Annotated in this window: 24 protein-coding genes; 12 read left to right on the forward strand and 12 right to left on the reverse strand. The window is 73.4% G+C overall.

The window, feature by feature from the left end:
- Window positions 1–559, reverse strand: a 559-nt coding sequence (locus BIV28_RS09090; RefSeq protein WP_076261180.1) for a LysE/ArgO family amino acid transporter, incomplete at its 3' end; no start/stop codon positions are given.
- Window positions 560–629: 70 nt separating this feature from the next.
- On the opposite strand from BIV28_RS09090, the gene BIV28_RS09095 reads away from it, so the two are divergent.
- The 4 genes from BIV28_RS09095 to gad all read left to right on the forward strand — a co-directional run bounded on the left by BIV28_RS09095 (window position 630) and on the right by gad (window position 5,196).
- On the forward strand, window positions 630–1,553 hold the full coding sequence (locus BIV28_RS09095) for a LysR family transcriptional regulator ArgP (protein WP_076261181.1): 924 nt from the start codon (window positions 630–632) through the stop codon (window positions 1,551–1,553).
- Window positions 1,554–1,674: 121 nt separating this feature from the next.
- Complete coding sequence (locus tag BIV28_RS09100; RefSeq protein ID WP_076261183.1) at window positions 1,675–3,027, forward strand: chloride channel protein; 1,353 nt, start codon at window positions 1,675–1,677, stop codon at window positions 3,025–3,027.
- 88 nt (window positions 3,028–3,115) lie between these two features.
- Entirely contained in the window at window positions 3,116–3,823 is a 708-nt protein-coding gene (locus BIV28_RS09105) for a hypothetical protein (protein WP_242652861.1), read from the forward strand.
- The gene (gad, locus tag BIV28_RS09110; RefSeq protein ID WP_076261186.1) at window positions 3,820–5,196 is read left to right on the forward strand and encodes a glutamate decarboxylase; all 1,377 of its coding nucleotides are present in this window, start codon (window positions 3,820–3,822) and stop codon (window positions 5,194–5,196) included. Before BIV28_RS09105 ends, gad begins: the two co-directional genes overlap by 4 nt.
- Window positions 5,197–5,226: 30 nt before the next feature.
- Here the strand turns inward: gad and BIV28_RS09115 are convergent, their stop codons facing one another.
- Together BIV28_RS09115 and BIV28_RS09120 are read right to left on the reverse strand one after the other, a co-directional pair.
- On the reverse strand, window positions 5,227–5,622 hold the full coding sequence (locus BIV28_RS09115) for a rhodanese-like domain-containing protein (RefSeq protein WP_076261188.1): 396 nt from the start codon (window positions 5,620–5,622) through the stop codon (window positions 5,227–5,229).
- Entirely contained in the window at window positions 5,619–6,116 is a 498-nt protein-coding gene (locus tag BIV28_RS09120) for a cysteine dioxygenase (protein WP_076261189.1), read from the reverse strand. Before BIV28_RS09120 ends, BIV28_RS09115 begins: the two co-directional genes overlap by 4 nt.
- A gap of 267 nt (window positions 6,117–6,383) precedes the next feature.
- Between BIV28_RS09120 and BIV28_RS09125 the strand changes: the two genes are divergently transcribed.
- The 3 genes from BIV28_RS09125 to BIV28_RS09135 all read left to right on the forward strand — a co-directional run bounded on the left by BIV28_RS09125 (window position 6,384) and on the right by BIV28_RS09135 (window position 9,849).
- Window positions 6,384–7,352: a DMT family transporter gene (locus tag BIV28_RS09125; RefSeq protein WP_242652862.1), complete on the forward strand. Its 969-nt coding sequence runs from the start codon at window positions 6,384–6,386 to the stop codon at window positions 7,350–7,352.
- A gap of 176 nt (window positions 7,353–7,528) precedes the next feature.
- On the forward strand, window positions 7,529–9,070 hold the full coding sequence (locus BIV28_RS09130) for an HNH endonuclease signature motif containing protein (protein ID WP_076261191.1): 1,542 nt from the start codon (window positions 7,529–7,531) through the stop codon (window positions 9,068–9,070).
- 53 nt (window positions 9,071–9,123) lie between these two features.
- A complete protein-coding gene (locus BIV28_RS09135; protein ID WP_076261392.1) occupies window positions 9,124–9,849 on the forward strand; it encodes a DinB family protein in 726 nt (241 codons plus the stop codon).
- Between the two features lie 83 nt (window positions 9,850–9,932).
- Here BIV28_RS09135 and BIV28_RS19995 read toward each other — a convergent pair whose 3' ends face one another.
- The gene (locus tag BIV28_RS19995; RefSeq protein ID WP_207555874.1) at window positions 9,933–10,097 is read right to left on the reverse strand and encodes a hypothetical protein; all 165 of its coding nucleotides are present in this window, start codon (window positions 10,095–10,097) and stop codon (window positions 9,933–9,935) included.
- 93 nt (window positions 10,098–10,190) lie between these two features.
- Between BIV28_RS19995 and BIV28_RS09140 the strand changes: the two genes are divergently transcribed.
- Window positions 10,191–11,147: a GlxA family transcriptional regulator gene (locus BIV28_RS09140; RefSeq protein ID WP_076261192.1), complete on the forward strand. Its 957-nt coding sequence runs from the start codon at window positions 10,191–10,193 to the stop codon at window positions 11,145–11,147.
- On the opposite strand, the gene BIV28_RS09145 is transcribed toward BIV28_RS09140, so the two are convergent.
- The gene (locus BIV28_RS09145) at window positions 11,144–11,728 is read right to left on the reverse strand and encodes a maleylpyruvate isomerase N-terminal domain-containing protein (RefSeq protein WP_076261394.1); all 585 of its coding nucleotides are present in this window, start codon (window positions 11,726–11,728) and stop codon (window positions 11,144–11,146) included. The two genes, BIV28_RS09140 and BIV28_RS09145, sit on opposite strands and share 4 nt — an antisense overlap.
- Before the next feature lie 39 nt (window positions 11,729–11,767).
- Window positions 11,768–12,493: a VanZ family protein gene (locus tag BIV28_RS09150; RefSeq protein WP_076261194.1), complete on the reverse strand. Its 726-nt coding sequence runs from the start codon at window positions 12,491–12,493 to the stop codon at window positions 11,768–11,770.
- 345 nt (window positions 12,494–12,838) lie between these two features.
- Here BIV28_RS09150 and BIV28_RS09155 point away from each other — a divergent pair, with 345 nt between their 5' ends.
- The gene (locus BIV28_RS09155; RefSeq protein WP_242652863.1) at window positions 12,839–14,110 is read left to right on the forward strand and encodes a lipase family protein; all 1,272 of its coding nucleotides are present in this window, start codon (window positions 12,839–12,841) and stop codon (window positions 14,108–14,110) included.
- Window positions 14,111–14,120: 10 nt separating this feature from the next.
- On the opposite strand, the gene BIV28_RS09160 is transcribed toward BIV28_RS09155, so the two are convergent.
- From BIV28_RS09160 to BIV28_RS09185, 6 genes are read right to left on the reverse strand one after another with little or no spacing between them, the layout of a single operon-like run.
- Window positions 14,121–15,524: a tryptophan-rich sensory protein gene (locus tag BIV28_RS09160; RefSeq protein WP_076261196.1), complete on the reverse strand. Its 1,404-nt coding sequence runs from the start codon at window positions 15,522–15,524 to the stop codon at window positions 14,121–14,123.
- Window positions 15,525–15,529: 5 nt separating this feature from the next.
- Window positions 15,530–16,249, reverse strand: a complete 720-nt coding sequence (locus tag BIV28_RS09165) for a CPBP family intramembrane glutamic endopeptidase (RefSeq protein WP_076261198.1) — start codon at window positions 16,247–16,249, stop codon at window positions 15,530–15,532.
- Between the two features lie 16 nt (window positions 16,250–16,265).
- Complete coding sequence (locus BIV28_RS09170; protein ID WP_076261199.1) at window positions 16,266–17,636, reverse strand: cryptochrome/photolyase family protein; 1,371 nt, start codon at window positions 17,634–17,636, stop codon at window positions 16,266–16,268.
- A 12-nt stretch (window positions 17,637–17,648) separates the two neighbouring features.
- Window positions 17,649–18,929, reverse strand: coding sequence for an SAM-dependent methyltransferase (locus tag BIV28_RS09175; RefSeq protein ID WP_076261201.1), 1,281 nt, complete (start codon window positions 18,927–18,929; stop codon window positions 17,649–17,651).
- Window positions 18,926–19,681 (reverse strand): DUF1365 domain-containing protein, encoded by a 756-nt coding sequence (locus BIV28_RS09180; protein WP_242652864.1) that lies wholly within the window; start codon window positions 19,679–19,681, stop codon window positions 18,926–18,928. Before BIV28_RS09180 ends, BIV28_RS09175 begins: the two co-directional genes overlap by 4 nt.
- Window positions 19,678–20,961, reverse strand: a complete 1,284-nt coding sequence (locus BIV28_RS09185; protein ID WP_076261203.1) for an NAD(P)/FAD-dependent oxidoreductase — start codon at window positions 20,959–20,961, stop codon at window positions 19,678–19,680. The genes BIV28_RS09180 and BIV28_RS09185 overlap by 4 nt, the downstream gene beginning before the upstream one ends.
- Before the next feature lie 162 nt (window positions 20,962–21,123).
- Between BIV28_RS09185 and BIV28_RS09190 the strand changes: the two genes are divergently transcribed.
- Genes BIV28_RS09190 through BIV28_RS09200 form a run of 3 tightly spaced genes read left to right on the forward strand, consistent with a single transcriptional unit; the run spans window position 21,124 to window position 23,231 of the window.
- Window positions 21,124–21,555 (forward strand): SRPBCC family protein, encoded by a 432-nt coding sequence (locus tag BIV28_RS09190; protein ID WP_076261204.1) that lies wholly within the window; start codon window positions 21,124–21,126, stop codon window positions 21,553–21,555.
- Window positions 21,556–21,561: 6 nt separating this feature from the next.
- On the forward strand, window positions 21,562–22,485 hold the full coding sequence (locus tag BIV28_RS09195) for a MerR family transcriptional regulator (protein ID WP_076261206.1): 924 nt from the start codon (window positions 21,562–21,564) through the stop codon (window positions 22,483–22,485).
- On the forward strand, window positions 22,485–23,231 hold the full coding sequence (locus BIV28_RS09200; RefSeq protein ID WP_076261207.1) for a cobalt-precorrin-6A reductase: 747 nt from the start codon (window positions 22,485–22,487) through the stop codon (window positions 23,229–23,231). The genes BIV28_RS09195 and BIV28_RS09200 overlap by 1 nt, the downstream gene beginning before the upstream one ends.
- Window positions 23,232–23,240: the final 9 nt, after the last annotated feature.

Below are 23,240 nucleotides of genomic sequence, written 5' to 3' on the forward strand. Positions count from 1 at the left end.
CGAGCGCGACGACGACGTCGAGCACGCGCCACGTCACCGGCCGGGCGAAGAGCGGGGCGAGCAGCCGCGCGCCGTAGCCGAGGCCGGTGAACCACGCGACGCTCGCGGTGACGGCGCCCGCGACGAACCACCAGCGTCCGGCCGACCCGTGCTGGTTGGCGAGGGAGCCGACGAGCAGCACCGTGTCGAGGTAGACGTGCGGGTTGAGCCACGTCAGCGCCAGGACCGTGGCGAGGACGCCGCGGCGCCCCGGCCCCTCGTCGTCGGCGCGCAGGGCGGCTGGGTGGCGGGCGCTCCACAGCGACCGGAGGCCGAACGCGACGAGGTAGGCGGCGCCGAGCCAGCGCACCCACGTCAGCACGGCGGGGTGGTCGGTGACGACGCGTCCGACGCCGAGCACGCCCAGGACCACGAGCACGGCGTCCGACACCGCGCACACCGTCACGACGACGCCGACGTGCCGACGCGTCAGGCCGGTCCGCAGGACGTAGGCGTTCTGCGCACCGATGGCGACGATGAGGCCCGCCATGGTGAGGAAGCCGGTGAGCGCGACGGTCATGGTGTCGACGGTAGGCGTCGTGATCGCGACAGTGAAGCGAATGTTCCTTGTCGATCCTTAGCATGGCTTCATGCGCCTGCAGCCCGACCAGCTCGCCGCCCTGCTCGCCATCGTCGAGACCGGCACCTTCGAGGCGGCCGCGCGCCAGCTGCACGTCACGGCGTCCGCGGTGAGCCAGCGGATCCGCTCGCTGGAGAACGAGATCGGCCAGGTCGTGCTGGTCCGGGCCACGCCCTGCCGGGCCACCGTCGCGGGGGAGTCGCTCGTGCGGCTCGCGCGCCAGCAGCGCCTGCTCGAGGACGAGGCGGTCCGCGAGCTGGCGCCGGAGGCCGGCGCGGTGGTCGAGCTGAGCGTCGCCGTCAACGCCGACTCGATGGCGACGTGGTTCGGCGCGGTGCTGCGCGAGGCCGCCACGTGGGACGGTGTCGTGCTGCGGCTGCGCGTCGAGGACCAGGACCACTCGGCGTCGCTGCTGCGCGCCGGCCACGTGCTGGCCGCCGTGACCTCGGATCCCGCTCCGGTGCAAGGGTGCTCGACCGAGCCCCTCGCGACGTTGCGATACGTCCCGGCAGCCTCGCCGCTGCTCGTCGAGCGCCACGCCCGCGGCCGCGGCGTCGACTGGTCGGCGATGCCCGTGGTGCGCTTCAACGCCAAGGACGACCTCCAGCAGCGGGTCCTCGAGCGGCACGGCGTCACGTCCCCTCCACCGACGCACGAGGTGCCCGACGGGGCCGGCTTCGTCACGGCGGTGCGCTCGGGGCTCGGGTGGGGCGTGCTGCTCGAGTCGCAGCTGGAACCCGCTGTCGCGGCCGGCGAGGTGGTGCGTCTCGGTCGCCGCGACCACGTCGACGTGCCGCTCTACTGGCAGCGGTGGCGACTGGGGTCGAGCCACCTCGACCGGCTCACCGACGCCGTACGCCGTGGCTCGGCGCGTGGTGGCATTCGTCCGGTTCGCGCCGCGCGGAAGGGAACCCGGGCGCCGGCGGGTCCTTGAGCGCGACTCGGGGAACCGGCCGATCGCCCACGCCGGACCCGGGGCCGGGGCTACCTTGGGACGCACGGACGCACGGACGGTCCCGCCGCCGGGCGGGACCTCGGGCGAGGAGGCAGACCGAGTGACCGACGCGGGCACGCCACCCGGACCACCGGGCGCCCTCGACCCGGCGAGCATCGTCCGGTCCCGGGCCTACGTGTCCGCGCTGGTGCTCGCGGCGCTGCTCGGCATCCCCGTCTCCGCCGTCGCGTACGGCTTCCTCGCCCTCGTCTCGGCGCTGCAGACCTACCTCTTCGACGACCTGCCCACGTCGCTCTTCTCCGGCGGCCCCCCGGCGTGGTGGCCGGTGCCGTGGCTGACGCTCTGCGGCCTGCTCGTCGCCCTCACCATCCGGTACCTGCCGGGCACCGCGGGCCACTCGCCTGCACTGGGCTTCCACACCGGCACGGGACCGGTCCAAGGCCGTGAGCTGCCCGGTGTCGCCCTCGCCGCCCTGACGACCCTCGGTCTCGGGGCGGTGCTGGGCCCCGAGGCGCCGCTCATCGCCCTCGGTGGTGGGCTCGCGGCGCTCACGGTGCGCCTGGCCAGGCGTGACGCGCCGCCGATGGCCGTGACGATCATGGCCTCGGCCGGCAGCTTCGCCGCCGTCAGCACGCTGCTCGGGTCGCCGCTGCTCGGCGCGTTCCTCATCATGGAGGCCGCCGGCATCGCCGGGGCGACCCTGAGCCTCGTCGCGCTGCCCGGCCTGCTGGCGTCCGGCATCGGCGCCCTCGTCTTCGTCGGCCTCGACCACTGGACCGGCCTCGGCACGTTCTCGCTGGCCCTGACCACCGTGCCGCAGGCGGCGACGCCCACCGTCGCGTCGCTGTTGTGGGCCGTGCCGGTGGGCATCCTCGGGGCGCTCCTCGGCTGGGGCATCCGGTGGCTCGCCCTGTCGGTGCGCCCGCACGTGCACCGCAGCCGGGTGCCGGTCACTGTGGGCCTGGGCCTGCTCGTCGGGCTGTGCGCCACCGCGTACCAGGTGTCCACGGGGCGGGGCTTCGGCCAGGTGCTCTTCTCCGGTCAGGACCAGCTGCCCGGCCTCGTCGCGCACGCCGCCGACTACTCGCTCGGTGCACTCCTGCTGCTCGCGCTGTTCAAGAGCGTCGCCTACGGGCTGTCGCTCAGCGCCTTCCGGGGCGGTCCGGTGTTCCCGGCGATGTTCGTCGGGGCGGTGCTCGGCATCGCCGTGAGCGGGCTGCCCGGGATGCAGCTCGCGGCGGCCATCGGCACCGGCATCGGCGCGATGTGCTGCGCGATGCTGCGGCTGCCGCTGACGTCGGTGCTGCTCGCGACCCTGCTCATGGGCGCGGACGGGCTCAGCATCACCCCGGAGGTCGTCGTCGCCGTCGTCGTGTCGTTCGTCCTCACGGCGGTGCTGCCCACTCCGGGGCCGCCGCAGCCGGAAGAGCCGGTCGAGACGACCGTCGCCTGACTCATCCCGAGGGTGTGAGTCGCCGCGTCCGCGATCCGTCGATAGTGGAGCGACCGAGCCGTCGTCGAGAGGGGCCGAAAGGATGCAGGTGCGACCGGATCGCCTCAACACGACGATCGCCTGGCTCTTCATGGCCGGGTCGGCGTGCTTCGTGGTCGGGTCGGTGCCGGCGTACCTGGCGGCCACCGGGGGCTGGGTCGACGGCGTCACCTACGTCGTCGGGTCGGTCTTCTTCACGACCGCCTCCTACGCCCAGCTCGTCCAGGCGCAGACCCCCGGGGCCACCGGCGTCGACGAGGTCTCCCAGCGCCGGCGCGTCCGGGCGCACCTGGCCGGCTGGCTGCCGCACGACCGCGCGTGGCTGGCCGCGGCCACCCAGTTCCCCGGCACGCTGTTCTTCAACATCAGCACCACGGCCGCCCTCACGCACAACGCGACCGCCGCCGAGTCGAACCGCTACGTGTGGCGACCGGACCTGTACGGGTCGGTGCTCTTCCTCGTGTCGAGCACCTTCGCCGTGCTGGCCGTCTCGCGCCGCTTCCTCAGCCTCGAGCCGGCGTCCCCGGCGTGGCGGATCGCGTGGGTCAACATGCTCGGCTCGGTGCTCTTCATGGCCTCGGCGGTCGCCAGCTACGTCGTACCGAGCAGCGACGAGGTGCTCGACACCCGTATCGCCGTGGCCGGCACCTTCTTCGGCGCCGCGTGCTTCTTCGTCGGCGCCGCCCTCATGCTCCCGGCCTGGCGCCGGGATGTGACACCCCCACAACCCGTCGCCGAGCGAAGGAGAAACCGATGAGCACCCCGTCCGAGCTCGACGCCGTCGCCGCCCTCTACGGCAACCGTTTCGTCACGCAGGAGGTGCCGAGCCGCGAGTTCCCCGACACGGGGATGAGCGCCGTCGACGCCATGCGCCTCGTCGGTGAGGACCTCGCCCTCGAGGGAGACCCGAACCGCAACCTCGCGACCTTCGTGACGACGTGGATGGAACCGGAGGCGCAGCGGATCATCGCCGAGAACCTGCACCGCAACTTCATCGACCACGCGGAGTACCCGCGCACGGCCGAGATCGAGCAGCGCTGCATCCGCATGCTCGCCGACCTCTTCCACGCCCCCGGCCCGACGACGGGCGCGCGGACCCAGGGCTCGTCGGAGGCGATCATGCTGGGCGGCCTGTCGCTGAAGTGGAACTGGCGCACCCGGCGCCAGGCCGAGGGCGCCTCGACGGAGCGGCCGAACCTCGTCTTCGGCGGCGACGTGCACGTCGTCTGGGAGAAGTTCTGCCGGTACTTCGACGTCGAGCCGCGCATCGTGCCGCTGCGGCCGGGCAAGTACACGATCGGGCCGGACGACGTGGCGCCCCACGTCGACGAGAACACCATCGGCGTCGCCGCCGTGCTCGGCACGACCTTCACCGGCCACAAGGACGACGTCGTGGGCATCAACGACCTGCTCGTGGGGCTCAAGCAGGAGCGCGGCCTCGACGTGCCGCTGCACGTCGACGGGGCGAGCGGGGGCTTCGTGTGGCCCTTCCTCTACCCCGACTCGCCGTGGGACTTCCGGCTCGAGCAGGTGCGCTCGATCAACGTGTCGGGGCACAAGTTCGGCCTCGTCTACCCGGGCATCGGGTGGCTGGTCTTCCGCGAGGTCGCCGATCTGGCGCCCGACCTGGTCTTCATGGAGAACTACCTCGGCAAGACCGACTCGACCTTCACCCTGAACTTCTCGACCGGGTCGGCGATGGTGCTCGCGCAGTACTACAACTTCGTCCGCCTCGGCCGCCAGGGCTACACCTACGTCATGCGCAACATGCAGGAGAACGCCCGGATGCTCGCGCAGGAGCTCGACGCGATGGGGCGTTTCGAGCTGATCGGGCGCGACGAGGAGCAGCTGCCGCTCGTGGCCTTCCGGTTGGCCGGTGAGCACGACTACAACGAGTTCGACATCGCCTGGCAGCTGTCGGCCGAGCGGGGCTGGATGGTGCCGGCGTACACGATGCCGCCCGACGCGCAGGACGTGACGATCATGCGCGCCCTCGTCAAGGAGACGATGAGCCGCGAGCACGTCGACACCCTCGCCCGCGACATCGAGGACGCCTGCGCGACGCTCGCGGCCAAGGGCGGCGCCCACCCGTCCGAGCGGGCCAAGATGGTCGTCGGACCGGGGCACTGAGCATCGCGGTCGGGCGCGCGGATCGCGCCGTCAGGCGGGTGGCGTCGCGTCGGCGGGCCGCCCGGCCAGCCAGTCGCGCCAGGCGGCGTACCCGCCGATGACGTCGGTGGCCCGGTGGATGCCGAGGTCCTGCAGCGACGCGGCGGCGAGGCTCGAGGTGTAGCCCTCCTGGCACAGGACGACGACCTCGAGGTCGTGGCTCGCGATCGGGAGGGCGGCCTCGCTGCTCGGGTCGAGGCGCCACTCGAGGACGTTGCGCTCGATGACGACCGCGAAGGGCAGCTCGCCGTTGGCCCGACGCTGGGCCTCGGGGCGGATGTCGACGACGACGGCGCCGCGATGCCGGGCCTGATCGGCCTCCTCGGGCGTCACGCGGTGCAGGCGGGAGCGGGCCTCCGCGAGGACCTCGTCGATGGTTCGGCTCACCAGTCCACTCCTGCCGCCTGCTCCTCCTCGACGACGAGCGCGCCGTCGAGCTCACGGTAGCTCGTCATGAGCGTCAGCTTCGGGGCGTAGACGTGGAGGCTGACGGCCGGGTCGGGGCCGAGGTTGGTGACCCGGTGCAGGTGGCGCCGGCCGAAGGTGCGCTGGTCGCCAGGGGTGAGCCGGACGCCCGGGCCGGTGACGCGTCGGACGTCGTCGAGGTCGACGGCGCTGCGGTAGCCGGCGACCTCCTCGGTGAGGACGCCCTGGAGCACGACGAACGAGCCGGAGCTGCCGCCGTGGTCGTGCCATGGCGTGCCCTGCCCGGGCAGCCAGGTCAGCAGCCAGGCCTCGTGGGCGTCGTCGGCGTGGAGGCGGGCGTAGTAGCGGGTGACCGGGTCGAAGTCGACGAGCCGCGACCAGAGGGTCTGCTGGCGGGCGAGCCGGCGAGCCGTGTCGGCGAGCTGGACGGCGGTGCGCGGGGCGTGACGGGACATGGCGGGACCTCTCAGGCGTGCGGTGGATGTGGCGAAGGGGGTGGCGGGTGCGGGATGGGTCGGGACCGGGAGGGTCCTCGGCTCAGGCGACCGGCCGACATCGCTCCCAGGCGCTACGCATCACATAACTGCACGTTTCCATGTGACGAACTCTAACTTATGGAAGTGGATCGGTAGGAATTGGTGTCCGGGATGTGGCGGCATGCTGCGCACGCCTGGCCGGAAATGGGGCGGCGCGCTGTCGGTGCCGGGGCCTAGGTTTCTCTGGTGAGCCTCGAAGCGCAGTCCGACCGCGACGCCCAGCGACCGGCGTCGTCCCGCCCCGCCGACGGGGTCCCGGCCGGCGAGCCCGCGTCGAACCGCTGGCTCGTCCTCGGGGCGATGAGCCTGACGCTCGTGCTCTGGGCCTCGGCGTTCGTCGCCATCCGACACCTCGGCCGCGACGTGCCGGCGGGTGCGCTGTCACTCGGCCGGCTCCTCGTGGCGTCGGTGGCGCTCGCGGTCCTCGTGTTCCGCCGGCCCCGCACGTGGCCGTCCCGTCGTGACTGGCCGCTCCTGCTGCTCTGCGGCGTCGCGTGGTTCGGCATCTACAACCTGGCGCTCAACGAGGCCGAGCGGCGCATCGACGCCGGCACCTCGGCCCTCATCGTCCAGATCGGCCCGATCATCGTGGCCCTGCTCGCCACGGTGTTCCTCGGCGAGGCGATGTCGCGGTGGCTCCTCATCGGCATGGCGGTCGGGTTCGCCGGGGTCGTCGTCATCGCCCGAGGGTTCTCCTCCGGCGGGTCCGGCGACCTCGTGGGCGTGTGGCTCGCGGTCCTCGCAGCGGTGACGTACGCCGTCGGCGTGCTCGCGCAGAAGCCGCTGCTCGGGCGGCTGCCCGGGCCCGAGGTCACCTGGATCGCCTGCGTCGTCGGGGCCGTCACGTGCCTGCCGTGGACCGGCCAGCTCGTCGACGTCGTCCGCACGAGCGACGCGTCCTCGCTCCTCTGGATCGTCTACCTCGGCGTCTTCCCGACGGCGATCGCCTTCTCCACCTGGGCCTACGTGCTCGCGCGGGGGAATGCCGGCACGGTCACGCTGACGACGTTCCTCGTGCCGTTCATCGCGACCCTCATCGCGTGGGTCCTGCTCGATGAGGTGCCGCCGGCGCTGACCTTCGTCGGAGGTGGGCTCTGCATCGCCGGCGTGCTGCTGACTCGCCGCAAGTCCCGCCCGAAGTCGGCCGCGTCGTAGCCCAGCGCCGCTCGGGGGCTTTCGCCTCCGGGGCCTGGTCGCGGTCGGTCCGCCTGCTGAATCGGACTGTGCAAGAACGGGGCTCGCGAGCTTCTGTCCTGTGGACAAGCCTTCCATCAGGTTCGAACATGTGTTCTGATTGAGGTAGGTGATCGCCCGGCGAGAGGAGAGCAGCGATGCCCTACCTCGACGCGCAGCCGGCCGCAGCGGCTGGTGGTCTCGCCCGCGTGCGGCGCATCCTCACTGCTGACCGGGCCCGGCGCGAAGGGGTGCCGAACGCTGTCGGCCTCGCTGTCGACGTCGACGCGAACGCTTCCGAGCACCTCGACGCGGTGGCGCGGCTCGAACCGGTTGCTCCGGACGGGTTCCGTGATGTGCGGCTCGATGCTGCCGGTGACCGGGTGCTGGCCCAGGTCGAGGCGCTGGAGCGGACCAAGGCACGCCTGGAGGCGCGGCTGCTGGAGGCCTATGCGGCGCTGCACGCGATCCAGGAGCAGCAGCTGGCCCGGCTGGCCACCGCCGCGCCCGTGCCGGTCTCGACCGAGCGGGTCGTCGCGGCTGAGATCGCGTGCGCGACCGGGGTCGGGGAGGCCGAGGTGTCCCGCCGGCTCGAGCTGGCCCTGGCGACACGCCGCCACCGGGTCCTGCGCGACGCGCTGCGCCACGGCCGGGTCAGCCTGTACCGGGCCCTGACCGTCGTCGCCGAGACCCGGCTGCTCCCCGACGAGGTGCTGCCCGACGTGACGGCCACCGTGCTGGCGCCGGCCCCGGACGGGACCTGCGCCTCGCAGCGGCTGTTCCGGGCCCGGCTGCGCCGCTGTGTGACCGCCGCCGACCATCGCGGCACCGACGAGCGCCACATCACTGCCATGCGCCGCCGGGGCGTGTTCGGGCGCCTGGTCGAGGACGGGATGGGTGTCATCAGCATCACCGCGACCGCCGAACGCGTCGTCGGGGTCCTGGACCGCGTCCAGGCCCTGGCCCGCGCGGCCCGCGCCAGCGGCGACGAGCGCACTCTGGACCAGCTGCGCAGCGACCTGCTCACCGACCTCGCCCTCTTCGGCACCACGCCCGATGGCCCCACCGCCACCGCGCCGCCGGCCGTGGTGCGCATCGTCGTCCCGTTCGAGGTCGCAGCCGGGGTCTCCGACGCGGCGTGCGAGCTGCCCGGGCACGGCTGGGTCACCGCCGCCCACGCCCGTCAGATCATGACCGCGCCCGGCTCGACCTGGCAGCGCCTGGCCGTCGCGGTCGACACCGGCACCGCCCTGCAGCTGTCCACCGACCGGTACACCCCGACCCGCGCCATGGCCGAGCACGTCCGCGCCCTCGACGGGGTCTGCCGCGCCCCGGGCTGCACCGTCCCCGCCGAGCGCTGCGACCTCGACCACATCACCCCCTGGCCCGCCGGCCCCACCGACGTGGACAACCTGCAGTCCCTGTCCCGCGGCTGCCACCACCCCAAGACCGCCCGAGCCTGGACCGCCCACCGTCCCGAAGGCCCAGACCACACCAGCCCGAGCGGCGCTGGCCCCGACGGCGTCAGCGGCGCCGTGCACTGGACCACGCTCGCCGGCCGCGACTACGTCACCTATCCCAGGAACTGGCGCGAAGGCCTCGCCGACCCCGGCGCCGGATCCGGATCGGGCACGACTCCGCCCAGGGCGGGCCCTCCCGAACCGGAGCTAGCCACGGAACCCGAACCACCACCGTTCTGAGGGGCGGCCGCCGGGCCCAGTGTGGCGTCGGCGGTGCGGCCTAGCCTGTGCGCATGCGACGCTTCCTCGACGAGGACCTGTCCGGCGCGGAGTTCCGTGAGTGCGACCTCAGCAGGACCCGCATGGTCGGCGTGGTGATGCAGGATGCCGAGATCGACGGGCTGGTCACCGGTCTGGTCGTCAACGGGGTCGACGTGATGCCGTACGTCGAGGCCGAGCTCGACCGTCGGCACCCGGTGCGGCTGCTCATGCGTTCGGACCGGCCCGAGGACCTGCTCGAGGCCTGGCGGCGCCTGCGGGACGACTGGGCCGCGACGGTCGAGCGGGTGCGCTCGATGCCCGATGGCAGCGAGCACCGCAGCGTCGACGGCGAGTGGTCGACGGTCGAGACCCTGCGGCACCTCGTCTTCGTCCACGACTCGTGGGCCAGGCGCTGCGTGCTGGGCCGCACCGAGCCGTTCACGTCACTCGGGCTCGGGCCGGCTGACGTCATGGACCGGGAGCCCGAGCTCGACCCTTCGGCCCGCCCGAGCCTGGACGAGGTTCTCGCGGTGCGGGAGGCGCAGGCGTCGGAGGTGCAGCAGTGGCTGGCCGCGGCGACGCCCGACCTGCTCGAGCGCGTAGCCCCGGTGCCGGGCGACGACCGGTGGCCCCCGTACGCCCGCGGGCGCACGGTGCGCCGGTGCCTCGGCACCGTGCTGGAGGAGGAGTGGGCCCACCACGGGTTCTGCGTGCGGGACCTCGACCGGATCTCGCGTCAGGACCCGCCTGCGCCATGACGCATGACGACGCATGACGACGCGCCCCGGTCCGGTGCGGACGGGGGCGCGTCAGGGGTCGGCGTGGCGAGGAGGGGGCGGGCTCACCAGCGCTGCGGGAAGGCGTCGTGCAGGACGATGCGGGTGTCGAGGTCGACGTCCGCGTCCGCTCCCATCGGTGCGCGGGGCAGGCCGCGGGTGCGGCGGTGGGCCGGCTCGAGGGCGGCGGCGAGAAGGGCGATCAGGGCGATGACGATGATGATGTCCATGGCAGAAAGTCTGCGCTTCTGAAGAAACCGCCACGAGTGGCAGAACTGTCGTCCCTCATTCATTTCCTGCCAGATCCGTGCCAGACTCGTCGGATGCTGCGCACCATCGCCGTCGTCGTCCAGGAGCCCGTCGCCGCGTTCGAGCTCGGCGTCCTCTGCGAGGTCTTCGGCATCGACCGCACCGACGACGGCGTGCCCGCCTTCGACTTCCGGGTCTGCTCCTCGCGCCCCGGTGAGGTCCACCGCACGACGAGCGGCATCGGCGTCGTGCCGACCCACCCACTCGAGGCCGCCCGCGACGCCGACCTCGTCGCGGTCCCGGCCGGCACCGTCACCGGCCCCTTCGACCCCGCCGTCCTCGACGTGCTCCGCGACGCCGTCGACCGCGACGCCTGGGTCCTTTCGGTGTGCTCCGGCGCGTTCTCCCTCGCCGCGGCAGGCATCCTCGACGGCCGCGAGGCCGCGACGCACTGGCGCTACGCGTCGAAGCTCGCGGAGGTCTGTCCCAGCGCCAAGGTCGACCTCGACGTCCTCTACGTGGAGGACGGCCGCGTCATCACGAGCGCCGGCACCGCCGCCGGCATCGACGCGTGCCTCCACCTCGTGCGCACCGAGCTCGGCTCCGAGGTCGCGACCCGCATCGCCCGCCGGATGGTCGTGCCGCCGCACCGTTCCGGCGGCCAGCGCCAGTACGTCGAGACGCCCGTGCCCGAGCAGTCGTGCGACTCCCTGCAGGACGTCCTCGACTGGGTGCTCGAGCACCTCGACGAGGAGCACTCGGTGCCCTCGCTCGCGCGTCGCGCCGCGATGTCCGAGCGCACCTTCGCGCGGCGGTTCGCCGCGGAGGTCGGCACCTCGCCGCACCAGTGGCTCACCGGCCAGCGGGTGCTCCGCGCCCGCTACCTGCTCGAGACGACCGACCTCGACGTCGAGCGGATCGCTCGCGAGTGCGGGTTCGGCACCGCGGCGATCCTGCGCCACCACTTCCAGCGGCGCCTCGGCGTCCCACCGGTGTCCTACCGGCGGACCTTCACCCGCGAGCCGGCCTAGGCCTCGTCGCGCACCGTCGAGTCCCAGGCCCACTCGGTGAGCCGGGGGCGGTCGCCGAGGGGGAGTCGCCCGGTGCAGTACAACAGCACCTCGGCCGGGCGACCTGCGGGCGCGTCCGGGAAGAGCCGGGCGATGACCGGCGCGCACAGCTCGTCGGGCGGCAGCCACCCGACGCCAATGCCCTGTGCGATGTCGTAGCCGTGCACGAGCGTCTCGAGGGCGCCCATCGCGGCGAACCCGTCGGCGTCCGAGACGCCGCACGGGTGCCACGCCCGGGCCTCGCGGGGCGCCGCGTCGACGGCCAGCCGCAGCAGGTCGCCGCACATGACGACGACGTCGAGGACCTCGGCGTTGCTGCCGCGGTCCTCGACGACGGCCTCGACCGGCAGGTAGCCGGCCGCTGGCCGGGCCAGCACCTGCGAGGCGTAGGAGAAGAGGTCGTCGGCGACGTGGGCCGCGGTGCGCCGGCACGACCACTCGACGTCGCCGGCGGGCACCGACCAGTCGGCGCCCGCGACCGGCGCCAGGGCGCCTCGCAGCTCGTGTGTCGCCGCTCCGACCAGCTCGCTCATCGATGGCATGTCCTGACCGTAGCCGCAGGTCATGGCTGACCAGCTGGGCTATCGCATGGCCACGTCGTCCGACGTGGGTCTGTCGGAATGGCTGCGCTCGTCGGGCACCGGACGGGTCGACGTGGCCGCCTGGACCAGGAACCTCACAGTGAGGGCCCCCAGCGCTGCGCCGGCCAGATTGCAGACGACGTCACGGGGCGCGCACACACGAGTCGTGAAGAGGGCTTGGTAGAGCTCGATCGTGACCGAGGCGGCCATGATGTAGCCGAGGATTCGCGTCCATGGCAGCCCCATGAGAGCCAGACCGAGGCCGACGGGCGCGAAGAGGAAGGCATTCGGCAACAGGTCTGTGGGGAGGTCGGCCAGGGTGCCTGGCAGCCATCGTTGCGCCTCCGCAACGCACGACGTGATGTTGCCAAGGCCCTGAAAGCTCGGATTGTGCCAGCGCTCCGTCAAGCTCACGAATCCGACAAGGAGCAGGGCAACTGCCTGCCAGCTGACCAGCCGAAGCGGCCAGCGACGACGGCGCAGCACCACGATGACCAGCACCGTCGCCACAAGCAGGACGACGGGCATCACGTGGTCGTTGCTGGCCAGCCAGCGGTTGACGTTCGCTGGCATGTCCTGCCAGACCGCGATGGCAAGGCCTGCGATGAACAGGCCGACGAGGGTCGTCGTGCGGTGTGGGCTGAGCGGGTGGAAACTCTGGACCAGCCAGAGTGCCCACCCGCCCCATGCCAGCACGACGACTGCGAGCCACAGGGAAACGCTCAAGAGCTTCGAGTCCTTCGAGTTGGCTGTACGGGTTGTCGTGGACGACCCCGGACGTACATCCCACCCTTTCGGTGCAGGTGACGATGCGCGCCCGGCACATCTTGCCGGTCCCGTTGTCGAGATGGTGGTCTTCCCGACGCCTCGGTGTCGCAGCCGGCCTCATGAACCGGGCGGGTCCCGCGTGTGTCCGGTCACGGATGATCCCGGCGACTGGCCCCGATGGGGCTGTCTTCGGCTGTATGTCCTCATGGCTAGAAGCCCTGATACGAGGGCAGCGTCGGTTCGACAGGACAGTGGCGGTTACTGCCAGTAGGTTGTCTGCGGTCGACGCGAAGGAGCCTCGCCGTGAGCCGTGCCGCCCGCCTCCTACCGGTCCGCACCACTGCTGCCGTCCTCGTCCTCCTCGGGGGAGTGACCGGCGGTGCCGCACCGGCCTCGGCCGCGCCCGATGCGACGCCGCCGCCACCCAGCGCGTCCTCCACCGCGGTGGGTGGCGGCTTCTACGACCCGCCGGCCACCGTCACCGGGTCTCCCGGAACCGTCATCCGGTCCGAGGCGATGACCTTCTACCTCGACCCCCTGCGGCTCGTGCCCTCGGCGGCCCGCGCGACGCGCGTCATGTACGTCTCGCGCGACCGCGCCGGGCTCCCCGACGCCGTCACCGGCACCGTGCTCGTGCCGCCCGCGGCGTGGGTCGGCCCGGGCCGTCGCCCGGTCGTCGGCTACGCCGTGGGCACCCAGGGGCTCGCCGACCGCTGCGCCCCGAGTCGCCAGCTCGCGGCCGGCTCCGAGTACGAGGGCGCCTTCGTCAGCGGGCTGCTCGCCCGCGGCTACGCGGTCGCCCTCACCGACTACGAGGGCCTCGGCACGCCCGGCACCCACACGTACATGACCCGGGTCTCGCAGGCCCACGCCGTGCTCGACATGGTCCGCGCGGCGCAGCGCCTTCCGGGCACGGGGCTGCCGACCGACGGGCCGGTGCTCCTCGCCGGCTACAGCCAGGGCGGCGGCGCCACCGCCGCGGCCGTCGAGCTGGCCCCCGCGTACGCGCCCGAGCTGCGGGTCCGCGGTGCCGTGGCGGGCGCGGTCCCGGCCGACCTCGTCGCGGTCGCCGACCACCTCGACGGCGGGCTCTACGCCGCCTTCGCCCTCTACGCGGTCGCCGGCCTCGGTGCCGCCTACGACCTGCCCCTCGACGCCTACCTCAACCCCCACGGGCGTCAGGTCATCGCCGACGTGGAGGGGGAGTGCGTCGTGGAGTCGGTCGCCGCGCACGCGTTCACCCGCTCCTCCGACCTCACCTCCGACGGGCGCACGCTGCACGACCTCGCCCAGGCCGAGCCGTTCCGCACGATCCTCGACGAGCAGCGCCTCGGCCGGATCCGCCCCACCGTCCCCGTGCTCGTGACCCACTCGCTCGCCGACGACGTCATCCCCTACGCGGTCGGGCGCGGCCTGGCGCACGACTGGTGCCGTCTCGGCGCGGACGTCGCCTTCTCGGCGAACCTCACGCCGACCCACGTCGGCGGTGCGGTGCCCTCGTTCGCCAAGGAGTTCGCCTTCCTCGAGGCGCGGGTGGCGGGGCTGCCCCAGCCCTCCGACTGCTGGTGGCTCTGACGCCGGCGCCTCACCGACGCCGGTTGCGCCGGGCGATCGCGGCCGAGAGCACCGTCGCGAACCCGCACCACGCCGCGTACGGGAGCAGGGCTGCGCCGGCCGGACGCCTGACCTGCGCCGCGCGCCGCGCGAGGTCGAGACCGCTCGCCGTCAGCACCGCCGACTCGAGCGCCGCCAGGCCCGGCCGCCGGGCCGGCCAGAACACCCAGCTCCACCCGGCGTTGAGCGCGAGGTTGGTGCCGAACGCCTTGAGGAACTGCGACCGCCCTGACGCGTCACCGGCGCGGTCGAAGGCCGTCAGCGTCGAGGCCGCGCTGGCCGCGACGTCGGCGTAGAGCGCCGTCCACACGAGCGGGAACGCAAGCGGCGGCGGCTGCCACGACGGCTTGTCCAGCGACCGGTACCACCGGGACTCGGGCTTGGTGGCCACCGACCCGACCACCGCGCAGGCCACGACGGCCGCGCCCGCGACGACGGCGTTGCGCACCGCCGTGTCGCGGGGCACGGTCCGCATCGCCGACCGCACGGCGTCGTCGAACGGCGTCGGGCCGCCGGGCATCTCGACGTAGCCCTCGAGGTCGCGCTCCTTGGCCACGACCTCGTGCACGAGGCTGCCGACGAGCGGCTTGGCCAGCCCGGCCGAGATCGGCGTGACGAGCCCGACCCAGTGGCTCGCGAGCCGCGGCGTCAGCACCGGCACGGTGACGACGACCGGACGCCGGCGCCCCGTGACGTCGGCGAACCGCGCGATCATCTCCCGGTAGGTCAGCACGTCCGGGCCGCCGATGTCGAAGGTCCGGTTCACCTCGGGCGGAAGGGAACCCGCGCCCGCCAGCAGCGTCACGACGTCGTCGATCGCGATCGGCTGGATCCGGTTGTCGAGCCACTTCGGGGCGACCATCGCCGGCAGTCGCGTCGTCAGGTAGCGCAGCATGTCGAAGGAGGCCGACCCGTCGCCGATGACGACGGCGGCCTGCAGCACCGCCGTGGGCACGCGGGAGTCGAGCAGGATCCGGCCCACCTCGACCCGCGAGGCCAGGTGCGGCGAGAGCTCCTCGCCGCCGGGGTGCAGCCCGCCGAGGTAGACGATGCGTGAGACCCCCGTGGCCTCCGCGGCCTCCGCGAAGGTCGTCGCGGCGTCGCGGTCGCGCTGCTCGAAGTCGGGCCGGTCGTCCATCGAGTGCACGAGGTACCAGGCCGCGTCGACACCCTCGAGCGCCGCGCGCATGTCGCGGGCCGAGGACACGTCCCCCTCGGCGACCTCGACGCGTGAGCGCCACGGCCGGTCCTGCACGGACGAGCGGTGCCGGGTCAGGACGCGGACGGTCCAGCCGGCGTCGAGCAGCCGGGGCACGAGGTGGCCGCCGATGTAGCCGGAGGCGCCGGTGACGAGGGCGGTGCGGGGCGTGGACACGGGAATCACCTCGTGAGCGAGAGGGCGGGCGGGAGGAGGACGAGCATCCCCGTGGACCACACGACGTGCGTGATGATCGGTCCGAGGAAGCCGCCGGTGACGCGGCGCTGCAGGCCGGTCACGAGGCCGAGCGCGCCGGCGGCGAGCACGAGGAGAGGCACACCGCTGCCGACCGTGGTCAGGGCGTAGAGCAGCGTCGTCAGGGTCACCTGGTGGCGGGGGAGGGCGGCGTAGAGGGCGCCGCGGAAGTACAGCTCCTCGACGACGCCGTTGACGAAGGTGATGGCCAGCACCGCCGCGAAGGCGCCGAACCGGGCGTGGTCGAGCAGCTGGTCCACGGGCTCGCGCAGCACCGGGATGCGCGCGACGACGAGCGCCCCGACGAGGAACACGACGAGCAGCAGCACCCCGAGGACGAGCGACTGGACGATCGGCCGGGCCGTCTCGCCGCGTCGGGTGTGACCCATCCCGGCGTGCAGCGGCCCCGACACGAGCGCGCCGACGAGCCAGACCGCCGCCAGGGCGAGCGTCGCCACGTAGAAGAGCGGGTCGCCGGGCGTGATCCGCAGCGCCCACGCGAGCACGGCGCTGCCGACGACGAACGTCACGGCGGCCACGACCTGCCGGCGACGGAAGACGTCGTCGGGGTCGCGGTGGTCGCGCTCGACCTTCTGGATGAGCGCGGCGTTGACGAAGGCGCGCAGCTCGCCCACGGGGCCCCGCATCTGTCCCTCTCCTCGCCTAGCGTCGCGCCCGCTCGTAGCGGGCCAGGGTCTCCTTGCGCTCCTCGTCGTGGTCGACGATCGGCTCCGGATACCCCTGCGCATACCCGTCCTCGTGCTTCCAGGGCTCGTGGGCGGCGCCACCGTGCAGGTGCCGCAGCTCGGGGACCCAGCGGCGCACGTACTCGCCGTCGGGGTCGAACTTGCGCCCCTGCGTCACCGGGTTGAAGACGCGGAAGTACGGCGACGCGTCGGTGCCGGTGCCGGCGACCCACTGCCAGCCGTGGTTGTTCGAGGCGACGTCGCCGTCGACGAGGTGGTCGAGGAAGTGCCGGGCTCCGACGGGCCACCAGACGTGGAGGTCCTTGGTGAGGAAGCTCGCGGTGATCATCCGCACCCGGTTGTGCATCCAGCCCTCGGCGAGCAGTTGGCGCATCCCGGCGTCGACGACCGGGTAGCCGGTTCGGCCCTCGCGCCAGGCGTCGACGAGCCGGTCGGTCTCGGCGCCGGAGTCGTAGGGCAGCTTCGCGAGCTCGGGCCGCAGGTCGTGCCACGCCGAGCGCGGCTGGTGCCAGAGCACGTCGGCGTAGAACTCGCGCCAGGCCAGCTCGGTGGCGTAGGTCGTCGCGCCCTTCGTCCGGCCGCTGCCGTGGGCGGCGATGTCGGCGAGCATGGTGCGCGGGTGGATCTCGCCGTACTTGAGGGGCGCCGACATCCGGCTCGTCGTGTCGAGGTCGGGGCGGTCGCGCTCGTCGGCGTACGCGTCGAGCCCGTCGGCGACGAACTCCTCCCACCGCTTGCGCGCGGCGGCCTCACCGGCCTCGAGCCGGACGCCGTCGGGCAGCGCGGGGAGGTCGTCGGACGCGACGCGCGGGCGGGCCCACGGGATGCGCGCCGGGCGCTCGGCCGGGTCGGGCCAGCCGTGCTGTCGCCAGGCCTTGGAGAACGGCGTGAAGACCTTGTACGGCGAGCCGGACCCGTTGACGACGATGCCGGGCCCGACGGCGTACGGCGTCCCCGTGGCGACGAGCTCGCGGTCGTCGTCGGCGAGCGCCTTCTCCACCGCCTCGTCACGGCGCCGGCCGTACGGCGTGGTCTCACGGGTCACGTGCACCTGGGCGGCGCCGACCTGGCGCGCGAGGCGCGGGATGACGTCGACGGGGTCGCCCTTCCTCACCACGAGCGCGTCGCGGGTGTCGGACGCAAGAGAGCGCAGCGACGCCACGAGCCGCTGCGACCGCGGCACCGCGGTGTCGAGCAGGCGCGGATCGAGCACGAACACCGGCAGCACCTCGTCGGCCGCCTCCAGCGCCGCGAGCAGGGCCGGGTGGTCGTGCAGCCGCAGGTCACGGCGGAACCAGAGGATCGCCGTCGTCCGCTCGCTCGCCATGCGCCTGCCTCCTCAGGCCGGGACCGACCGGCCCGGCCGCTCGAACCGGATCTGTGCGACGTCGAGGTACCCGGTCGAGAACCCGGCCTCGCAGTAGGCGAGGTAGAACTCCCACTTGCGCCGGAACGTCTCGTCGAAGCCGAGGGCCCGCACGTCGTCCCAGCGCGCCGTGAACCGCTCCCGCCAGCGTCGCAGGGTCTCGGCGTAGTCGGTGCCGAACGCGTGGACGTCGGTGAACCGCAGCGTGGTGCTCGCGGCCGTCGTGGAGCGGATCGCCTCGACGCTCGGGATGAGGCCGCCGGGGAAGATGTGCTTCTGGATCCAGCCGTAGCTGTGCTTCGTGGCGAGCAGGCGCTCGTGCGACATGAGGATCGCCTGGACGGCGGCGATGCCACCGGGGGCGAGCCGCTCGTCGATGGTGCGGAAGTAGGTGTCCCAGTACTCCTCGCCGACGGCCTCGATCATCTCGACGCTGACGACGGCGTCGTAGCTGCCCTCGACCTCGCGGTAGTCCTGGATGCGCACGTCGACGCGGTCGGCGAGCCCGGCCGCCGCGATCCGCTCGCGCGCGAGCGCCGCCTGCTCCTTCGACAGGGTGACGGTCGTCACCTGCGCGCCGCGCCGCGCGGCCTGCAGGGCGAGCGTGCCCCAGCCCGTGCCGATCTCGAGGACGCGGCTGCCCTCGGTGACGCGCGCGGCGTCGAGGATGGCGTCGACCTTGCGCAGCTGGGCCTCCTCGAAGCCCTGCTCGGGCAGCGGCGTCGAGGACGCGTGGTCGAAGAGCGCCGACGAGTACGTCAGCGTGTCGTCGAGGAAGGTCTCGAACATCGCGTTGGACAGGTCGTAGTGCGCCTCGATGTTGCGCCGCGAGCCGAGCAGCGAGTTGCGCTGCATCGCCGGGATGCGCCGGTCGACGAAGCCGCGCAGCCGCAGCCAGAACGGCGGCACCGCCGTGGTCATCCGTTCGGCGAACGGGCGCAGCACGTCGGCGAGGTCGGTGCCCTCGGCGGCCGTCCAGTCGCCGGCCATGTAGGCCTCGCCGATGCCGATCTTCGGGTGGTGGGCGAGGCGCTCGAAGACCGCGTCGGGCCGCACGATGCGCAGGCCGGGTCGCGAGCCGTCGCGGGTGCCGCCGCCGAGGAGCGTGCCGTCGGGGAGCACGAGGTCGACCGGGACTCGTCCGGCCACCTGGGCCACGATGTTGCGGGCGAGCTTGCCGCGCAGGCAGAACGGGCGCAGCACGGGGCGGCGCAGGCAGACGGGCTGGCTCACGGGGGCGGGCGCGGCGGTCATCGGACGGCCTCCTTCGGGTGGCTGGGTCGGGGCATCACGGGCAGGCGGCGCAGCCAGAGCCGGATGCCGTGGGCGCGGATCAGGGCCGTCACCCGCTGGGTCATCAGGCCGTGGCGGCGGACGAGTCGGAACAGGGCGGCCGGGGTGGCCGGTTGTGGCGTACCCCGCGTGACGGCGGTGAGGACGGTCTCGCCGTCGCGGTCGAGCCGGACGGTGACGGCGACGTGGCCGGGGTCGAGCCGCAGCCGGATGGCGTACCGGCCGCTGACGTCGTTGAACGGCGAGACGTAGAACTCCTTGTCGACGCCAGCGGCGCCGGCGTCGTCGACGTCGAGCAGGTAGGCATGGCGCTCGCCGTAGGTGTTGTGCACCTCGAAGACCACGGCGCGCACGGCACCGTCGGGGCGCAGGCACCAGAAGACCGACAGCGGGTCGAAGACGTGCCCGAGCACCCGCGCGTTCGCGAGCATGAGGACGCGGTCGGCCGGGTCGAGCCCGACGCCGCGGTGGGCCAGGAAGCGCTCGACGTCGCCGCGCAGGCCGCCGCCGAGGCGTCCGCCGTCGAGGTGGTCCTCGGCCCGGAAGCCCGCGAACAGGCTTGCGGGCCAGCGGTACCGGGGGATGGCGTCGACGTCGACGAGCCACTGGTACGCGTCGTGGGTGAAGGCGTGGTGCAGCGGGGCGCGCCGCGTGTGGCTGACCGTGCCGTCGACGAGGGCCGGCACCGGGGGAGGGGTGACGACCTGGGTCACCAGTGCGCCCCCAGGCGCTGGGCGGCCTCGACCCCGGAGCGGCAGCCGTCCTCGTGGAAGCCCCAGCCGAGGTGCGCTCCGGCGAAGGCGAGGCGGTCGCCGCCGCTCTCGCGGAGGCGGGCCGCGGCCTCGACGGCCTCGCGGGTGAAGATCGGGTGCTCGTACTCCATCCGGGCCGTGACGGTCGAGCCGTCGACGTGCGCGCCGGGGTTGAGCGTGACGACGTGGTCGTCGCCGTCGTGCAGGTCGTGCAGCCGGTTCATCCAGTAGCTGACGAGGACCTCCGACGCCGGGGCCTCGCACGAGCGCATCCGGTAGTTCCACGAGGCCCGGGCCTCGCGGCGCCGGGGGAGGACCGAGGGGTCGCGGTGCAGCCAGGTCTCGTTGCGGGAGTAGCGGATCGAGGCGAGGTCGCGCTTCTCGTCGGGCGTCGCATCGGCGAGCAGGTCGAGGGCCTGGTCGGCGTGCGTCGCGACGACGGCCCGGTCGAAGGTCTGCACCCGCCCACCGTCGACGACGACGTCGACGCCGTCGTCGTGGCGCGACAGCGCCGTGACCGTGGCCCCGGTGCGGGCGTCGCCGAGCCGCGCGACGAGAGCGTCGACGTAGGTGCGCGACCCGCCGGTGACGGTGCGCCACTGCGGCGACCCGGTGACGGTGAGCATCCCGTGGTGGTCGAGGAACCGGAAGAGGTGGCGCGCCGGGTAGGCGGTCGCGTCGAGGTCGCCGCAGGACCACACGCACGAGACGAGCGGGATGGCGAAGTGGCGCACGAAGTACGGGGAGAAGCCGCTCGCCTCGAGGAACTCGCCCCACGTGGGGTCGCCGCCGGCCCCGTCGTCGGCGAGCAGGGCCCGGGCGGCCCGGTGGAAGCGCGGCACGTCGGCGAGCATCCGCACGAACCGCGGGTCGGCGACGCGCCAGGGCTGGGCGAACATGCCCTTGGCGCCGCGGCCCCCGGCGTAGGACAGCCCGCACCCCTCGCACGTGATGCTCATGCTCATCTCGGTGGCCTGGGTCGGCACGTCGAGCTCGCGGAAGAGGCGCAGCAGGTGCGGGTAGGTGCGCTCGTTGTGGACGATGAAGCCGGAGTCGATGCGCAGCGGGCCGTCGGCGCCGCGGACGTCGTGGGTGTGCGCGTGGCCGCCGAAGCGCTCGTCGGACTCGAAGAGCGTGACGTCGTGGGTGGCCGACAGCACGTGAGCGGCGGTCAGTCCCGACACCCCGGCGCCGATGACGGCGGCGGTGGGACGGGGGGATCCGTGGGGCGAACGGGTCACCGAGGGCCTCCTGCATGAGTCGTGGTCCCGGGTGGTTCGGTGCGAGGCCCCGACCGGATGGGGGGATGGGGTCGGACTCGCGGGTTCTCCCCGATACGTTGTCCATCCTTCGTCCACACCGTATGGTGGTTGTCGAAGGTATGTCAAAGGTTTGGAGAGGGTATGGACATCGAGCGATCGGTGACGGTCGACCGGCCCGTCGACGTCGTGTTCGCCTACCTCAGCGACTTCACGACGACGACCGAGTGGGACCCCGGGACCGTCAGCACCGAGCGCGTCTCGGGCGACGGCGACGTCGGCACCCGGTACCGGAACACCTCATCCTTCATGGGGCGCAGGACCCAGCTCGACTACCTCGTCACCGAGCGGGTTCCCGGGCAGCGTTTCGCGCTGCGCGGCGAGAACCCCACCGTCGTCGCGCACGACACGATGACCTTCGTGGGCCAGAACGGCAGCACGACCGTCACGTACCGGGCAGACTTCGAGTTCAAGGGCATCGCGCGACTCGTCGCGCCGCTTCTCGCCCCCGCCCTCAAGAGGCTCGGCGACGACGCCGAGAAGGGCATGCGTGAGGCGCTCGAGCGTCTGGAGTAGAACGTCGTGTACACCATCAAACGAGCTGCAGAGCTGACCGGGATCAGCGTCGCGACCCTGCGCGCGTGGGAGCGTCGCTACGGCGTCGTGTCGCCGAAGCGGTCCGACGGCGGGTACCGCCTCTACGGACCCGAGGACGTGCGCGCCCTCGCCATCATGAACTCCCTCGTCACCGACGGCTGGTCGGCCCGCGAGGCCGCCGCCGAGACGCTCCGCCGCCTCTCCGCCCCCGAGCCTGCCGGCCGCGCGGGCGCGGGCCGCTCCGCCCGGGTCTCCCCGATCCGGCCGCACGGCCCCTCGCGCGGGCCGCAGTCCGAGGACGCCGAGGCGTTCCTGCGCGCCGCCGAGCGCCTCGACGCCGCGTCGGCCACGGCCGTCCTCGACGCCCGCTTCGCCCTCGGCACCTTCGAGCACGTCGTCGACGACTGGCTCATGCCGACCCTCCGGCTCGTCGGGGAGGCCTGGGCCCACGGCCGGCTCACGGTCGCCGGCGAGCACCTCGTGTCCTACGCCGTCCAGCGCCGCCTCGCCGCCGCGTACGAGGCCGCGTCCGGCCGCTCCGACGGCCCCGGCCTGCTCATCGGGCTGCCCACCGGTGCGCGCCACGAGCTGGGCCTGCTCGCGTTCGCCGTCGCGGCGCGCCGGGCCGGTTTCGCCACCGCGTACGTCGGCGCCGACCTACCGGCCGACGAGTGGGTGCGCGCCGTCGAGCTGCGCCACGCCGCCGGCATCGTCATGGCGGTGCCGCGCGCCGACGACATCAACGCCGCGCGCGCCATCGTCGAGGCCGTCCACGCCCGCCACCCCGAGGTCGTCGTCGGCCTCGGCGGCAGCGAGCAGGAGGCCATCGAGGACGGCGTCGTGCACCTCGGGCACTCGATCACCGTCGCCGTCGGCGAGATGACGCGGCACCTGCGCATCTCCGCCTGATGCGGGTCCTGCTCCTCGGGGGCACGGGCGAGGCCCGCGCCCTCGCCGCCGTGCTCGTCGGCGCGGGCCTCGACGTCGAGTCGAGCCTCGCCGGACGCGTCAGCCGGCCGGCGCTGCCGGTCGGGCCGGTGCGCACCGGAGGGTTCGGCGGCATCGACGGGCTGGCCGCCCACCTCACCGACGGGGGCTTCGGCGCCGTCGTCGACGCCACCCACCCCTTCGCCGCCGGCATCAGCGGCAACGCCGCCGCGGCGTGCCACGCCACCGGCGTCCCCCTGGTCCGGCTGCAGCGCGCCGGCTGGTCCGAGCGGCCCGGCGCCGGCGCCTACACCTGGGTCGACGACGTCGAGGCCGCCCGGGACGCGGCAGAAGAAATCGGTTCGCGCCCCTTCGTCACGACCGGCCGCCAGCAGCTCGAGGCGTACGCCCGGTGGGACGACCGCTACGTGCTGGCCCGCGTCGTCGACCCTCCGGAGTGGACCGTGCCCGCCTCGTGGGAGGTGCTCCTGACCCGCGGACCCTTCACGCTCGAGGCCGAGACGCGGCTGCTCACCTCGCGGCGCGTCGACGTGCTGCTGACGAAGGACTCCGGCGGCTCGCTCACCGAGGCCAAGCTCGACGCGGCGGACGCGCTCGGCGTGCCCGTCGTCGTCGTCAGACGCCCGCCGGCGCCGGACGGCGTCGAGGTCGTCGACGACGTCGCCGCGGCCGCCCGCTGGGTCCTGGGCGCATCCTCCCGGACCTGACCCGGCGAC

Source organism: Intrasporangium flavum (assembly GCF_001956915.1).
In the GTDB taxonomy this organism is placed as follows: domain Bacteria; phylum Actinomycetota; class Actinomycetes; order Actinomycetales; family Dermatophilaceae; genus Monashia; species Monashia flava.